General features: G+C 73.2%; 9 protein-coding genes, 1 tRNA gene and 2 pseudogenes. 9 read left to right on the forward strand and 3 right to left on the reverse strand.

Features of this window, described 5'->3' with window-relative positions; all coding sequences use genetic code 11:
• The first annotated feature begins 46 nt into the window (after window positions 1-46).
• The 3 genes from GA0070214_RS05060 (at window position 47) to GA0070214_RS05070 (ending at window position 4,257) form a co-directional block, all read left to right on the forward strand.
• Window positions 47-1,003, forward strand: a complete 957-nt coding sequence (locus tag GA0070214_RS05060) for a DUF5937 family protein (protein ID WP_167364195.1) — start codon at window positions 47-49, stop codon at window positions 1,001-1,003.
• A gap of 292 nt (window positions 1,004-1,295) precedes the next feature.
• The gene (locus GA0070214_RS05065) at window positions 1,296-2,306 is read left to right on the forward strand and encodes a mechanosensitive ion channel family protein (RefSeq protein ID WP_244167550.1); all 1,011 of its coding nucleotides are present in this window, start codon (window positions 1,296-1,298) and stop codon (window positions 2,304-2,306) included.
• Between the two features lie 325 nt (window positions 2,307-2,631).
• Window positions 2,632-4,257 (forward strand): alpha/beta hydrolase fold domain-containing protein, encoded by a 1,626-nt coding sequence (locus GA0070214_RS05070; protein WP_091259443.1) that lies wholly within the window; start codon window positions 2,632-2,634, stop codon window positions 4,255-4,257.
• Window positions 4,258-4,424: 167 nt separating this feature from the next.
• Here the strand turns inward: GA0070214_RS05070 and deoC are convergent, their stop codons facing one another.
• Together deoC and GA0070214_RS05080 are read right to left on the reverse strand one after the other, a co-directional pair.
• Window positions 4,425-5,129, reverse strand: a complete 705-nt coding sequence (deoC, locus tag GA0070214_RS05075; RefSeq protein WP_091259445.1) for a deoxyribose-phosphate aldolase — start codon at window positions 5,127-5,129, stop codon at window positions 4,425-4,427.
• A complete protein-coding gene (locus tag GA0070214_RS05080) occupies window positions 5,126-5,854 on the reverse strand; it encodes a GntR family transcriptional regulator (RefSeq protein ID WP_091259447.1) in 729 nt (242 codons plus the stop codon). The genes deoC and GA0070214_RS05080 overlap by 4 nt, the downstream gene beginning before the upstream one ends.
• Window positions 5,855-5,991: 137 nt before the next feature.
• Here GA0070214_RS05080 and GA0070214_RS05085 point away from each other — a divergent pair.
• Together GA0070214_RS05085 and GA0070214_RS05090 are read left to right on the forward strand one after the other, a co-directional pair.
• A pseudogene (locus GA0070214_RS05085) lies at window positions 5,992-6,135 on the forward strand (leucine zipper domain-containing protein); the annotation flags it as partial.
• Between the two features lie 605 nt (window positions 6,136-6,740).
• A complete protein-coding gene (locus tag GA0070214_RS05090) occupies window positions 6,741-7,406 on the forward strand; it encodes a CehA/McbA family metallohydrolase (protein WP_244167551.1) in 666 nt (221 codons plus the stop codon).
• 180 nt (window positions 7,407-7,586) lie between these two features.
• On the opposite strand, the gene GA0070214_RS05095 is transcribed toward GA0070214_RS05090, so the two are convergent.
• Window positions 7,587-7,670 (reverse strand) — tRNA-Leu (locus GA0070214_RS05095).
• Window positions 7,671-7,902: 232 nt separating this feature from the next.
• Between GA0070214_RS05095 and GA0070214_RS32255 the strand changes: the two are divergent.
• From GA0070214_RS32255 to GA0070214_RS05115, 4 genes and pseudogenes are all read left to right on the forward strand, one after another.
• Window positions 7,903-8,076, forward strand: a pseudogene (locus GA0070214_RS32255) (hypothetical protein); the annotation flags it as partial.
• Between the two features lie 2,469 nt (window positions 8,077-10,545).
• The gene (locus tag GA0070214_RS05105) at window positions 10,546-11,385 is read left to right on the forward strand and encodes a fibronectin type III domain-containing protein (protein ID WP_244167569.1); all 840 of its coding nucleotides are present in this window, start codon (window positions 10,546-10,548) and stop codon (window positions 11,383-11,385) included.
• A 201-nt stretch (window positions 11,386-11,586) separates the two neighbouring features.
• Window positions 11,587-14,160, forward strand: coding sequence for a fibronectin type III domain-containing protein (locus tag GA0070214_RS05110; RefSeq protein ID WP_167364203.1), 2,574 nt, complete (start codon window positions 11,587-11,589; stop codon window positions 14,158-14,160).
• Window positions 14,161-14,190: 30 nt separating this feature from the next.
• A complete protein-coding gene (locus tag GA0070214_RS05115; RefSeq protein WP_091259451.1) occupies window positions 14,191-15,186 on the forward strand; it encodes an AAA family ATPase in 996 nt (331 codons plus the stop codon).
• Window position 15,187 lies beyond the last annotated feature (1 nt).

Genomic DNA, 15,187 nt, shown 5'->3' on the forward strand with positions numbered 1-15,187 from the left:
GATTCACACTAGGGTGAATCCTCATGAGGACGGTCTGATGCTGCGGATGTCGTTGTCCCTGGCCGATCTCGCGAGTGTCCGGTTCGCGATCTCGCCCGCCTGGGAGGTCGTCGCGAGTCTGCGCGTGCTCCGCGACCCCGGTGCCCACGCCGTACACCTGCCCTGGGTGACCCGGCACCGGGCCGCGGTCCTGGCCGCACCCGAACTGCGCCGCCTGCGCGACCTGGTGATCGCACCGGAGCGGCGCCTGCCGGGCTTCCTCGCACCCGCGCCGCTCTCACCCGTCGCCGAGCCCGAGGCGGAGTTCGCCGCGGTGTGCGAGACGCCAGCGGCGGTCGTCCGCGAGGACCTCGCCACGGTGTACGGCGACCGGCTGCCGGACTCGCTGTCGGACCTGCGCCGCGCCCCGCGCCGTAACCTTCCGCTGGTCGTGGAGCAGATGCGGACCTACTGGGGCATGGCGCTGGCGCCGTACTGGGGGCGGATGCGCGGAATCCTGGAGGGCGACGTCATGTTCCGGGCGCGGCGGCTGGCCGACGACGGCCCGCACCGGATGTTTCCGGAACTCGATCCCGCGATCTCCTGGTCCGACGACGTCCTGTCGGTGGACCGGCCCAACCTGGACCGGGACTACGCACTCGGCGGTCGTGGCCTCGTGCTCGTGCCGTCGCTGTTCGCGTGGCCGAACGTGTTCGTCAAGGCGTCCGAGCCCTGGGCTCCGGTGCTGCGATATCCCACGCGTGGTGCAGGCTCGATGTGGCAGAGCGATCCACCCGCGGCCGATCTCGCCCCGGTGATCGGCACGGCTCGCGCCACCCTGCTGGTCGAGCTGGCCGTCCCGTCGACGACGACGTCGCTGGCCCGCCGCACCGGGCTGACCCCGAGCGGCGTCTCGGCCCACCTCTCGCGGCTCGTGACCGCCGGCCTGGTCACCCGCCAACGGGCTGGGCGGCTGGTCTTCTACGTGCGCACTCCGCGAGGCGACACCCTCCTCGGGGAGTGATCCGTCGAGCACGATTGACGTGACCCGGCGGAGGCGGCGCTAGATCTAAAACCGCCAGGCTCGGCGGCGACTGGCGATCCTGCGTCATGCCGAAGAGGGAGCGGTCGGCACCGTCGGCTCTCACCGCGGTGTCGGCGGCTATGAGTGCCACCCGGAAGGGGTGTTCTTGGCAGGAAATACTCCGCGTCCTCCCGGTGTGCATAGGGTCAGGCGGTAACCCGTCCTCTGTACGTCATGACGTGGGCGAGGAGCGCAGCGGGATGACGGTCGAGACCACGGCGGTCGCCGCCTGATGCGCGCGGCGTTGATCATACTGGCCACGCTGGTGGTGGCCGTGCTGCTGGACATCGGCACACGCAGGCTCGTCCGTCGCGCCGACCACGGTCGCTACCAGTGGGTCCTGGGACCACTGCGGAATGCCTGCCGCCGTCCGACGGCCGCCGTGCTGCTCCTCACCGGGCTGTACCTCGCACTGCCGCCGCGGCCGGCCGGATGGCTCAGCGACGTCCGACACGTCACCGGGCTGGTGCTCATCGGCAGCGTCGCCTGGCTGGTGATCAAGGCGTTACACGTCGCCGAGGGCGTCACCTTCAGCCGGCTGCCGCCAGAGGTGGTCGCGGACCGCCGGATCCGGCGGGCCCGAACCCAGATCCGCCCCGTCCGACGCTTCACCGCGGTAGTGGTCACGATCGTGGCCATCGGCCTGATCATGACCACCTTCCCGCCCATCCGCGCGTTCGGGATCTCCGTCCTGGGCTCGGCCGGCGTCGTCGGCGCGCTCATCGGCCTGTCCGCCCGGACCGCGCTGGGCAACGCGTTCGCCGGTATTCAGGTCGCCTTCTCGGACGGTCTGCACGTCGGCGACGTGGTGGTCATCGAGGGCGAGTGGGGCCGGGTCGAAGAGGTCAAGCTGACCAACGTGGTCGTCCGGCTGTGGGACGACCGGATGCTCATCCTGCCGACGATGTACTTCACCGAGCGCCCGTTCCAGAACTGGTCCCGGCACGAGGCGCGGGTGGTCGGCAAGGTCCAGATCCACGTGGACCACACCGCCCACCTCGAGGACCTGCGCACGGAGGCGCAACGGCTGGTCGAGTCCTCACCGCTGTGGGACCGGAGCCGGTGGGTACTGCAGATGGTCGACGCCACCGCATCGAGCGTCGTGATCGAGGTGCAGGCCACAGCCGCCGACGGGGCCAGCGCCTGGGACCTCCGCTGTGACCTCCGTGAGGGCCTGATCCGCTACATCCGCGACAACCACCCGCAGTGGCTCCCCCGCACCCGCAGCGAGTACAAACCCTGACCTCCCGCAAACCCACAAGAACCGCCTTGACGGGCGAAAGGTGCGTAGCGTTCAGGTAGCCCGGTGCCGAGGACCCACCCCACCGACAGGAACCTATGAGTGGGGCGGTACGTGGCGGCCGCCAGGGTGCTGCCGGCCCGGGAACTCGACCGGCAGCGTGCCGATCTCCGCGCGCTCCACGAGATGTCCGACAGCGAGCGAGCGTGGGTCGTGGTGGGGCTGATCGAGGCGTCGCGGGATCTGCGGCGGTGGTACGGCGAAGCGTTCCAGGGTTATGCCGCGAAGGCGGCGCCGGTTGCGGTAAGTGTGGAGGAGGAGGTGTCCGATGACGCTGCCGTACGCGACCTTGCCGGGCGACCTCGACCACCTGATCGCCGACGAGCACGTGGTGGCGAACCGCCTCTTCGAGCACCTCGAGGCCGGGCGCGGTGACCGGCGCATGCTGGTCGACCAGGTGAGTTACGGCCGGGCCCTGCACGCCCACGCCGAGGAGGAGGTGTTGTATCCGGCGCTGGCCGAGATCGGCGCCGCCGCGGACGCCGAGGAGGGGTGGGACGAGCACCAGGCCCTCAAGAGGCTGCTGGTCCTGCTGGACCATGCGGATCCCGGCAGCCATAAATTCGAGCGGGCGCTGAACAAGCTGATCGGCGGTATCCGGCACCACATCGAGAAGGAGGAACGGGAGTTCCTGCCGGCGCTGCGTCGGGCGGTGGGCGCGGAGGAGATGGGGCGGCTCGGCGAGCGGTACCTCGCCGCCAAGCGGTCGGCCCCGGCCCGCTCGCATCCCAGCGTCCCGCCCACCGGACGCCGTCGCCGGCTCATGCACGTGGCCGCCGGGTTCATGGACGCCGCCGGGTTCATGGACAAGGTACGCGACCGGATATCCGGCCGCAGCAACGTCCTGTCGACCGACGCTTCCTGGCTGCTCGACACCCAGGCACAGCGGATCCTCGACACCTGGTCCCGACTGGTACTGGCCCCGTACGAGCTCCTCACTCTCGAGCAGGCCCGCCAGCAGCCGAGCCTCGCCGACGCGGCGATGGAGATCCTGCAGCAGGACGGGCGGCCGACGGACCCCGAGGAGGTCGGATCGGCAGCGGACGTCACCGTGCCCGGCCCGGGTGGTGATCTGGTCGTACGCGTCTACAAGCCGCTCGGCCAGACCCCCGATCCGGTGCCCGTCGTGATGTGGGTGCACGGTGGCGGTTGGATCCTGTTCACGAACGACGACTATGACGCGTCCTGCCGCGCCCTGGTCAACCGGACGGGCGCGATCGTGGTGTCGCCGGAGTATCGCAAGGCTCCCGAGCACGTGTTCCCGGCCGCCCACGAGGACGTGCTGGCCACCTACCGGTGGCTCCGGACCAACGCCACCGGGTTCGGCGGCGACCCGTCACGCATCGCCGTCGGTGGCGAGGGCGTCGGGGCGAACATGGCGGCCGCGACCTGCGGTCAGCTCAAGCAGGCAGGTGAGCCACTGCCCGTGGCGCAGGTGCTCGTCTGCCCGCTGACCACCACCGCCCAGTACGGCGCGTCCATGCGGGACGCCGCAGACGCCCGGCCGCTGAATCGTCCACTGCTGTCCTGGATGATGATGCACGCCTTCCGTGGCGTGACCGACAGCTTGAAAGACCCCAGGGTCGATCTGCTCCCGCTCTCCGCGCAGGGCCTCGCCGGTCTGCCGCCGACGCTGATCGTCACCACCGACCGCGACGTGCTGCAGAGCCAAGGCGACGAGTGGTGCGCCCGCTTGGAGGCCGCCGGTGTGCGGGCCACGTCGGTCCGTTACGGGGGAGTGATGCACGACTTCTTCGGCCTTGCCGCGGTGCTGGACAAGGCCGCGCACGCCCAAGAGGAGGTCGCTCTGCACCTGCGCCAGGCGTTCGGGGAGGCCCCGGCCGCACACCCGTTGGATGGTGCGCCAATGCGAGGCGCCAAGGTCATCGGGTGACGCTGGCTGCCTTGTCGCGGATTAGGCCCTGTCTGGCCCGACGACCGCATCCGATGGCAGGTCCCCGACTGCCATCCGCTGGCGGGAGAATGGCGGGCCATGCCGTTCTGGCACCCTACAACGGCGGACCCATCTCCAGCGCTTGCCGCCGATCTTGATCGGGTCGGTCAGTAGTCGCCGGCGGACGGGGCCGCAGCAGTGGTGGGGTGGTCGCCACGTTCGCGGGCGGCGAAGTCGTCGAGGATGGTCTCGGTAGCCGTCGCGCCGAACCGGGTCGCTCCGGCTTCCTGCAGGGTGAGTAGGGTGTCGAGGCTGCGGACACCGCCCGCGGCCTTGACCTGGATGTGCGGGGAGACCGCGGCGCGCATCAGCTGGATGTCGGTCAGGGTGGCCCCGCCGGGAGCAAAGCCGGTGCTGGTCTTGACGAAGTGCGCCCCGGCCTGTTCGGCGATGCGGCAGCCGGTGACCTTCTGCTCGTCGGTCAGGTACGCGTTCTCCAGGATCACCTTGACCACCCGGCCCTGCGCGGCGGCGACCACGGCGGCGATGTCGTCGTACACGTACGCGGTGTCGCCGCTGCGCAGGCGGCCGATGTGCAGCACCACGTCGACCTCGTCGGCACCCGCGTCGACCAGTTCCCGAGTCTCGGCGGCCTTGATCGTGGTGCGGGTGTCGCCGTGCGGGAAACCGGCCACGGTACCGACGAGGACACCGGTGCCGGACAGTGCGGCCCTGGCGAGTCCGACGTCGGAGGGCCGTACGCAGACCGAGGCGACCCGGCGGCTTGCCGCGATCTCGCAACCACGCCGGATGTCATCGGTGGTGAGTTCGGGGCGCAACAGCGAATGGTCGATCATCTTGGCGATGTTCATCGGGGTTCTCCGGTCCGGGGTGGCTGCACGTCGAAGGTGACGTGCAGGTCGTAGCGGTCGCCGACGTAGCGACTGACGGTGTACTCCAGCGGCGCCGAATGCTGGTCGACGATGAGCCGGGTCTCGACCAGCAGCGGCTCGTCCGCCGGCACGTGCAGCAACTCGCCGTCGGAGCCGGCCCGCTGGGCGGTCAGCGTCGAGGAACCGAGCGTGGGGTGCAGCCCTCTCTCGCGCAGGGCGCGGTGCAGCGAGCCGGTTTCCAAGTCGAGATCGAGCAGGGTGCTCAGGTGTGGCGGGAAGCAGGCGTACTCGATGGCCAGGGGCACGTCATCGGCGAGCCGCACCCGCACGATCGAGGTCACCCGCGGCGCTGCCGCGGTCAGCTGCAAAGCCGCCGCTTCCGCTGGGGAAGCTGCCCGGACCTCGGCTTCCACCAACCGCGATGCCGGGACGCGCCCCCAGTTGCGCACCTGATCCTGAAAGCTCATCAAGGTCCCGGCGGCCCGCGGTTCGGGCCGCTGCCGCACGAACGTACCCCGGCCTTGGATCCGCTCGATGAGCCCGTCGGATTCGAGAGCGTTGAGTGCCGCCCGGACAGTCATCCGAGCGACCCCGAACTCCTCGGCGAGCACCGACTCCGCCGGGACCACGTCACCGGGCTGCGCCTGGGCGAGACGCGTCCGCAGTTCCCGTTCGATCCGCACGTACAGCGGCACCTTCGCCACAGCTCCTCCAGGTCGTCTAGACAACCTAGAAGTTGGCACGATGCAGGGTTGCCGTCAAGCCGCTGTGCGGTACAGCACCGGCGACCCGTCGTGGCGCGGAGCAGCCCTCAGGCGGGCCGACTACCCACCGGAGTCTCCTGGCCCACCGTGATGCCCGTCCGACCGTGCACGGCCGGCGGCTGCTGGTCGCACGTGTCATCGGGGAAGGCCGCCAGGTCGCGCACGTGGTCAAGGAGCTGGGCTGTTCACGCGCTACCGGTTACAAGTGGCTGGCCCGCTGGTGGGGGGCGACAGCCCCGTCGTGCTCGCCGTCGAAGACGCGCACTGGCTGGACGAGCCGAGCTGGGAAGTACTTGCGTTCGTCGGCCGCCGGCTGAGCGCGGACGGGATCGTGCTGCTGGCGGCCGTGCGCGACAACGCCGACTCCGGGACCAAGATCGCCGCCTCGGGACTCCCCGCGCTGACGTCCTCGCCGGCAGCGGGGGACCGGGGAATCGGCAGAGGCCGCCGCCAGGCCTGCGACCTGGTCGGGGGCCAGGCCGGCCGGGCCGTTCTTACCGGCGGTCGGCTGATGGGCGATGATGTCGGGGCGGGCACGGCGACTCCCGATTGTGGAGCGTCAGAGACTTCACGATCTACGGGCGCCGCGCCCGTCATGTCAGAGCGCTGCGAACGACGCGTGCGCTGCCGGGGCAGGTGCACTAGGGGGAACAGATGTCGGAACCGGATTTCCCCCCGATACAAGCAGCTGGTCGGGGGCGTGACACGCCGGCAACGACCTGCTGGTGATCCTGGGCGAAGAGGTCACCACCCGCACCGGGCACTGGCTCGCGCTCGGCGTACCCGCAGGACAGGTGGTCGGCTGGGACTACGGCGTGTTCGACGGATGCTCGACCGGCATCTGGATGAGGTCCACCGAGCCGGTGGGCTGTGTGTGGCGGCACATCCGCACGCGCCCGACGCCTCCGGCACGTTCATGTACCCGCACCAGGGGCTCGACGCGGTGGAGGTGTGGAACGGAGCGTGGAGCTCGGATGTGCCCTGGCAAGCCGACAATGAGGCAGCCCTGGCCGAATGGGGGCGCGCCCTGGCCGCGGACATCCACCAGGGGCGGTGGCGGCCAGCAGTTGGCAATAGCGATACCCACCTTGAGGGCCAGATCGGCATCCCGCACACCGTCGTACTCGCCGAGGAACTCAGCGCCAACGCGATCCTCGCCGGCATCCGGGCCGGCCGTAGCTGGATCGCCGAATCGGCCGCCGTCGAGCTGTCCTTGACGATCTCAACCGCCAGTCACAACGCCGGGATCGGCGAGCGGTTGACGACCCGCGGTGAACCGGCCGTGGCGCGAGCGGAGGTACGCGGCGTGCCCTCCGGCACCGTCAGCTTCCACACCGTGCAAGGCAAGATGCACAGCGCACCGTTGCCCGGCACAGGTTCCGGCGCCGTGCAGTGGCACACCAACGCCGAAGAGTCGGCGTTCATCCGTATCGAGGTGCGCCACCCCGAAGGGCACATGGCAGCGCTCAGCAACCCGATCATCCTGACCTGAACGCACAACGCCAACGTCACCGCTCCGAGGGACCAAGATCGCCCGCTACGTCGCTGCAAGGCAGGAGGTGACCCAGACCTTGACGCGAACGCGCCAACAGCCCACGTCGATGAGCCGAGCGGAAACGCAAACGGTGCGCGCTTCAGTGGATCTAAGCGCGCACCGCGGGGTAATGGTTTGTGTCCGAGGGGGGACTTGAACCCCCACGCCCTATACGGGCACTAGCACCTCAAGCTAGCGCGTCTGCCATTCCGCCACCCGGACCTGCTCGTCCAGCCTACCCTGTCGGCCGAGGTGATCTTCTCACCGGTTCGGCCGCCCCGGTGGGCCGCACGGGGCATTACTGTACACGGCCCAGATGGATCATGCACATCGCCGCCACGTCACCGCTTTTCCGCAGGTCAGCGCACCGGCCCGGTGACCGGCACCGCCGCCCCGTACCGGATCCCGGGGGGTGGGTAGCGAGGAACCGGCGATTCCGGGCAGCATTGCTCACGTGTCCCACCCCTCCCCCCTGACCGCCGCTCAACACCAGGCCCTCGCGTTGCGTTCCGCGGGTGACCTGACGAACGCCCGCCGCCTGCTCGCCGACACGATCGCGGCGGCCCGACCGGCGTACGGGGAGGACCACCCCGACGTACTGGCCACCGGCCACCTGCTCGCCCGCCTGCACCGCGAGGCCGACGACCCGGCCGCCGCCCGCCGGGTACTCGAAGAGGCCTACGCGGCCGGCGAGCGCCGCCGCGGCGACGCCGACCCGCTGATGCTCGCGCTCAGCTTCGACCTCGCCGGGGTGGCCGAGGAACTCGGCAACCGGCACGAGGCCCGCCGCAACTACACCCGCGTGGCCACCGCCGGGCCCGCCGTGCTCGGTCCGGACCACCCCGCGGTACGCGCAGCCCGCCACTACCTCGGCGGCTCCGCCGCCGCTCCCGTCCCGCCCGGCCCGCCTCCCGGCGGCTCCGCCGCCGCTGCCGGCCCCGAACCCGGTCCGGGGGCGCTGTCCGGGCCGACCATGGCACTGCCGGCGATGCAGCAGCCGTACCCACCGCAGCCCGCCCCGCCCCACCCCGGCACATTCGCGGCGCCCGTTCCCGCGCCACCCGTGCCCGGCGCCGAATGGGCACCGGCATCAGGGCCGGCCCGACCGGGCCCCGGGACGCCGCCCGCCGCCGGTCCGGCGACGCACCTGCCGCCACCGCCACCGGTCCCTCCCCTGCCGGCCAGCGCCGCCCCCGCCTCGGCCCCACTGCCCCCGCCCCCGGTTGTCCCCCCGCCGACGTCCGCGCCCCCGACCCCGGGCTCCGGCCCGGGTGCGGCTTCCGGCAGCGGGTCGAGCGGCTGGGCGGCCGCCCCGGAGGCGACGACGCGGTTCCCCGCACCGCCCGTCCCCGGCCCGGCCCCGGCCGTCCCGGCACCACCGCCGGTCGCCGCCGTGCCGCCGGCACCCGGGGTGACGCCGGTCGCGCCCCGGCCTCCGATCGTCCCGGCACCGCCCGGGATCCCCGCCCCGCCGGCGCCCGGGCCGGTTCCGCCTGTCGCGCACCTGGCGCACGCGCCCAGCTCGGCGCCGCCCTCCCCGGCGGTGCCGATACCGCCCCCGCAGGCCGCGCCCCCACCCCTCGTGCCGCCCGCACCGCGCCCTGCGCCGCCGGTCGGGTCGATGCCCCCCGCGTCCCACGTGGCGCCGCCGGTCGCACCGGCACCGCTGCCGCCACCGCCAAGGCCGATGCCGCCCGGTGCGCCGACTCCGCCCGCGTCCAGTCCCGCACCCCCGCTTCCGTCGACGCAGTTGCCGCCCGCACCCACGCTGAGCTCGGCACCTCCCGTCGCGCCGACGCCCACGTCCAGCTCGGGACCACGCGTGGCGCCGGCGTCGGTACCGCCCCCCGTCACGACCGCACCGCCAGCCGCCGGCGCGCCGGTCCCGTTGCCACCGGCACCGGTCATCCCGCTCCCGGCCCGGCCGGTGTCGACGCCGCCAGGGCCCGGCACGGTACCGGCGACGCCGGTCTCCGGCGGACCTGGACCGTCGCTTCCGCAAGCTGCAGCAGTCCCGTCGGCTCCCAGGATCCCGGCCCCGCCCGCCACCCCCGCGTCCGGCGTGGTTCCGCCACCGCCGGCCATTCCCGTCCCGGCCCCTTCCGTCCCGGCCCCGCCGGCATCCGTGGCGCCGGTGTCGGCGCCCGACTCGGCACCGCCGGCGGCCGCACCCGCGGCGGCCGTGCCGGCACACCGGCCGCCGGTCCAACCAGCCGCCGAAGCGGGTGAGCCGGGCGGCGGCGACCGGATCGACACCCCCGCGGCACGGGCACCGGGCTGGGACAAGCCGACCATCCAGGTGCAGCAGATCGGCCCGCTGCTCCGGGAGGAGGCCGAGCGGCTCGCCGCCTCGGCGCCCCCGGGTGCGACCGCCCCGGTGAGCAGCCCACCCGTCAGCGCACCACCGGCGGGCCACTCGCCCGTCAGCGCGCCCCCGGTGAGCGGCCCGCCCGCTGGACCGCCCGTCGCCGGAACCGCGTTCGCCGGGCCATCCGCGAACGAGCAGCCGGCGAGTCCGCCGGTGAGCGGGCCGCCGTCGGGCGGCGCCCCGCAGGACGGTCGGTCCTCGGTGGAGCGAGCCGCCGCCGACGCGCGGCCGGTGCAGGACCCGTCGGCCGGTGTGACGCCGGTGAGCGGTGTTCTCCTGCCGCCTCCGCCGACCAGCACGTTGGCGGCGGGGGTGCCCGGCAGCGACGCGCGCGATGACGGCAGGCACCCGCCGGCAGCACCGGTGAGCGGGCCGCCGACGAGCGGCGGGCCCGTCTCTCCGCAGCCCGTCAGCGGCCCGCCCTTCCCACCGCCAGTCAGCGGGGCACCTCTTCAGCCGCCGTTCAGTGGTCCGCCGTCGCCCCCGCAGGGCAACGCCGTACCGCTCCCGCCCCCGCCCGTCAGTGGCTCGCCGGCCAGCGCCGGACCGGGCGTGGGAACGCCCTTCGCCACCCCACCCGCCGGCAATCCGCCATTCAGCGCGCCACCCGCCAGCGCGCCACCGTTCAGCGCGCCACCCGCCAGCGCGCCACCGTTCAGCGCGCCACCCGCCAGCGCGCCACCGTTCAGCGCGCCACCCGCCAGCGCTTCCCCACCGCACGGTTATCCGGTGAGCGGCCCGCCCGGCAATCCGGTCAGCGGCGCGCCCGGCCATCCGGTGAGCGGGCCGCCCGCTGCCGCGCCGGTCAGCGCCTCGCCCGTGCCGCCTTGGGGGTTGACCGCGCCGCCGTGGAGCAGCGCCGCCCCGCCGCAGGCCCTCGACCGGCCCGGTGACCCCCGTCCCGAGCCGGTCATCGACGCGCCCGGCACCGTGGACGACCTCGGCCCGGACGCCGCGCCGGAGAGCGGGGACGACGTGCCCCGCCCCCTGCCGGTCTACGACGGGTTGCTGGACTTCCCGGAGTCGCAGCAGCCGGCTCCGGAGCCGTACCCGGGTCAGGGGTCCTGGCCGGCGGTGCCGCCGGCGTTCCACCAGCCGGCCGCGTACCCGGTGGCGGAGGAGCCGGAGCCGCGCGGCCGCAACCGGACGGTGGTGGCCGTGGTGGCCGGTGCCGTGGTGGTCGCGGTGGCGGCGGTCGTCGGCGTGGGCGCGGTGCTGCTCAACCGCGATCCGGCGCCGCCGCCCGCGCCGGTGCCGACCGCGGCGAAGCCGAAGGCGAGCGGTCCGCCCCCGGGTGAGCTGCGGTTGCAGGACGACACCACGACGATCACGGTCACCTGGACCGACCCGACCGGCGGCGGGGTGCCGTTCGTGGTGGCCGGCGGGCGGGCCGGGCAGAAGTTGGGCGTGATGGCCACGGTGGACGCCGGGCAGACCCGCTACACGGTGAACGGGCTGAGTCCGAAGCTGGACTACTGCTTCACGGTGCTGGCCGTCTACTCGACGGACACCTACGCCACCTCGGGTCAGGTCTGCACCGACCGGGAGGGCGGCACGACGCCCAACTGAGCGGCCGCACGACACGCTCGGTGTCCACAGGGGGACGGTGCGGGTTCCACCGGTCCCGGACGGCCCCTATGATGGCTCCCGGCTCTGGGGAGGGTCGACCGCGCGCTGCCCTCCCCCACCGACGCGGGGAGGCATCCGCCAGTGACCACCATCGAGAGCGTCACGAGCACCGGGCCGGAGACGGCCCGCCCCCGGTCCCGGATGCGGGGCGGCCTGGTGACCATCGGCACCGTGGCCGCGCTGCTGGCGGCCATGGGGTTGACCGTGCTCGGGCTGGGCGCCGCCGACAACGCGGTGGCCAACTACGACGCCTCCTCCTGGTTGTGGAGCACCAGCCGCAGCGAGCTGGCCCGGGTCAACGGGGTCACCGCCCGGGTGGACACGCGGATGGAGGTGCCCGGGGGTCGCCGGCACCAGATGCAGGTCGCCCAGACCGACCGGCTGCTGATCCTGCGCGACCTGAACACCGGCCAGGTCAGCTCGCTGGACCTGGCCACCCTCCAGATCACGGCGACCACGCCGACCGCACCGGGGCTCGGGGTGAGCGTCGCGCTGCACGAGGACGCGGCGTTCGTGGTCGACGCGGTGCAGGGCATCGTCCGGCAGCTCGACCCGCGGTCGCTGACCCCGGTGGGCGAGCCGGTGCGCTACCCGCCGGGCATCACGGGCGGGGCGTTCGACGGTGCCGGCAAGCTGTGGATCGCGGTGCCGAGCGAGGGCACCGTCTCGGCGGTCACCGCCGCGGAGCTGCCCGCCACGCCGGGCGACGCGCCGCCCGGCGGGCTCAGCCCGAAGCGGGTGGAGACGTACGAGGTGGCCGAGCCGGCCCACGAGCTGGTGGTGTCCACGCTGGACGACGGCGTCGCGGTGCTCGACCGCACCTCCGCCTCGCTCGTCAGCGTGCGGGCGGGCCGGACGGAGCGGGCCAACCTGACGATGACCGCCCCGGGCAGCCTGCCGACGCGCACCACCGGCCCGCAGGTGCCGGTCACGGTGAGCGGCGAGCGGAAGGTGCACGTGGTCCGCGACTCCGCCGAGGTGCACCGGTTCACGGTGCCGGGTGCGGGCGGGGAGCTCAGCCCGGCGGTGGCCTGGGCGGGCCGCTTCTACTGCGCCGACGAGACCACCGGCACGGTCTACTCCTTCGACGCGAACGGGCAGCTCGTCGACACCATCAAGGGCTCCGGGCGGCCCGGGCCGATGGAGCTGGAGGTCCGCGAGAACCACCTCTTCATCAACCCGCCGAACTCGTCGACCGCGCAGGTCGTGGACGACCGGAACCAGGTCCGCGAGGTCAACAAGTACGCCAACGACGTGCTCGGTGGCGACCCGCCGCCGGCTCCCCCACCGCCGCCCCCGCCGAAGAAGCCGAAGGTGGGCAAGCCGGGCGCGCCGCGCGCGGTGACCGCCGCCGCGGGGAACGCGTCGGCGCGGGTGAGCTGGCAGGCGGCCGCGTCCAACGGCGCCGAGATCACCCGGTACGTGGTGGAGGGCGCCGGCCAGCGCCACGAGGTGGGTGCGAACCAGCGCGCCCTGGAGATCACCGGGCTGACCAACGGGGAGACGTACACGTTCGCGGTGTACGCCGTGAACGCCAAGGGTGACGGGCCGGCCCGCCGGAGCAACCCGGTCACGCCGACCGCCGCCGTGCCGGACCCACCGGCCAGCGTGACCGCGGAGGCCCGACCGGACGGCACGGTGCTGGTGAAGTGGCCGGCCGCCAACGGCCAGGGCAACACCGTCACGAAGTACGCGGTGACCGCCAGCTCCGCCGGCGCGACCGCCCCGGCCGGCGACTCGGCCAAGACCGAGCTGGTCATCCCCGCCGGCCAGCTGGAGTACGGGACGCAGTACGCCTTCACCGTGATCGCGGTGAGTGACAAGGGCGCCGGATCGAAGGCGTCGCCGGTGAGCAACACGGTGGTGCCGTTCACCGCCCCGGCCGCGCCGACCGAGCTGCAGGCGTCCACGGTGGCCGACCAGCCCGGCACCATCGCGGTGCAGTGGGCGCCGGCGGTGGACAACGGCCGGCCGGTGACGAAGTACGTGGTGGAGGCCGCCGGGAAGACCACCGAGGTGACCGATGTGCGGACCACGATCGGCGGGCTCGGTGACGGGCAGAACGTCACGGTCAAGGTGAAGGCGGTCAACGAGGCCGGTCCGGGCGCCGAGGCCAGCACCACGGCCCGCACGGTGGCCGCGCCCCGGGTCACGATGACCGGCTCGTCGGCCGACGCCACCTCGGTGACGGTGACGTTCACCGTGGACGCGGGTGGTGGCCGGGCGACCTGCTCGGCGACCGTCCCGGGGGAGACGCCCGCGACCGGGAGCTGCTCCAGCCTGCGGGTGACGGGCCTGACGCCGGGCACGGCCTACACGGTGACGGTGACGGCGACCAACGCGGCCGGCAAGGGCACCGCGACCCGGGCGCAGAGCACCGACGCGCTCTACGGGATCGCCACCTGCCGCAACGGCTCGTCCGGCGCCGAGGCGTCCTACTGCACGCGGGACGTTCCCGGGGATCGCAACGGCAACGAGATCTTCGCGGTGACGCGACAGGACAACGCCCAGCAGGCGGGCTGGGAGCCCAACGGTGCCCGGCTCAAGGCGTACTGCAAGAAGCAGGGCGAAGAGGTCTACGCGTACATCTACAACAACGACAAGCGCAGCACCTGGTGGATCCGCGTGGACCACAGCCGGGGCCGCGACTACATCCCGTGGGCCTGGCTGAACCTGGAGGGTGGCGACAACATCAACCTCCTGCCCACCTGCTGACCGCGCCGCGCACCGAGGAGCACCCCGCACGTGAACACCCACGAACCGCTCACCCAGCCGGAGGTGCAGGGCTTCGCCGCCCTGGCCGCCCGGCTGGCCGAGAACGTCAACGCGGTCGTGCTGGGCAAGCCGCAGGTGGTCCGGCTGGCGCTGACCGCCCTCTTCGCCCAGGGGCACGTGCTGCTGGAGGACGTGCCCGGGGTGGGCAAGACGACCCTGGCCCGGGCGGTCGCGGCGACCGTCAAGGGGCAGTGGCGGCGGATCCAGTTCACCCCGGACCTGCTTCCCTCCGACGTGTCCGGGGTGACCATCTTCAACCAGGCCACCCGGGGCTTCGAGTTCCACCCGGGGCCGGTCTTCGCGAACATCGTGATCGCCGACGAGATCAACCGGGCCTCGCCGAAGACCCAGTCGGCGCTGCTGGAGGTCATGGAGGAGCGCACGGTCACCGTGGACGGCGTACGCCACCCGGTGCCGCAGCCGTTCCTCGTGGTGGCCACCCAGAACCCGGTGGAGATGGACGGCACCTACCGGCTGCCCGAGGCCCAGCTCGACCGGTTCCTGGTGAAGCTTTCCGTCGGCTACCCCGACGAGGCCGTCGAGATCGAGGTGCTGCGGGGCGCCACGCTCCGCTCCCCCGACTCGCTCACCGCGGTCACCGACACGGCCACGGTCGGGGAGATGGTGAAGATGGCCCGGCGGGTGCACATCGCCGAGCCGCTCTACGCGTATGCGGTGCGGCTGGCCGCGGCGACCCGCACCCACCCGCAGGTGCGGGTCGGGGTCAGTCCCCGGGGCGTGATCGCGCTGACCCGGGCGGCGTGCGCGTACGCGCTGATCGACGGTCGGGGCTGGATCATGCCGGAGGACCTGAAGACGCTGGTCGAGCCGGTCTTCGCGCACCGGCTGCTGCTCACCCCGGACGCGCAGGTGCGCGGGGTGACCCCGGCCGACGTGCTGCGCCAAGCGGTCGCCTCGGTGCCGGTGCCGCTGCCGTCGGGGCAGCCCGCCCCGGTCCACGGCTGAG

This window comes from Micromonospora chaiyaphumensis, from assembly GCF_900091435.1.
In the GTDB taxonomy this organism is placed as follows: Bacteria; Actinomycetota; Actinomycetes; order Mycobacteriales; family Micromonosporaceae; genus Micromonospora; species Micromonospora chaiyaphumensis.

What these genes read in the sequence shown, in the direction of transcription:
- GA0070214_RS05070 (WP_091259443.1), top strand. Translation starts at nt 2,632, where the DNA reads ATGACGCTGCCGTACGCGACCTTGCCGGGCGACCTCGACCACCTGATC.
- GA0070214_RS05065 (WP_244167550.1), top strand. Translation starts at nt 1,296, where the DNA reads ATGCGCGCGGCGTTGATCATACTGGCCACGCTGGTGGTGGCCGTGCTG.
- GA0070214_RS05110 (WP_167364203.1), top strand. Translation starts at nt 11,587, where the DNA reads ATGCGGGGCGGCCTGGTGACCATCGGCACCGTGGCCGCGCTGCTGGCG.
- GA0070214_RS05060 (WP_167364195.1), top strand. Translation starts at nt 47, where the DNA reads ATGTCGTTGTCCCTGGCCGATCTCGCGAGTGTCCGGTTCGCGATCTCG.
- GA0070214_RS05090 (WP_244167551.1), top strand. Translation starts at nt 6,741, where the DNA reads ATGCTCGACCGGCATCTGGATGAGGTCCACCGAGCCGGTGGGCTGTGT.
- deoC (WP_091259445.1), bottom strand. Translation starts at nt 5,129, where the DNA reads ATGAACATCGCCAAGATGATCGACCATTCGCTGTTGCGCCCCGAACTC.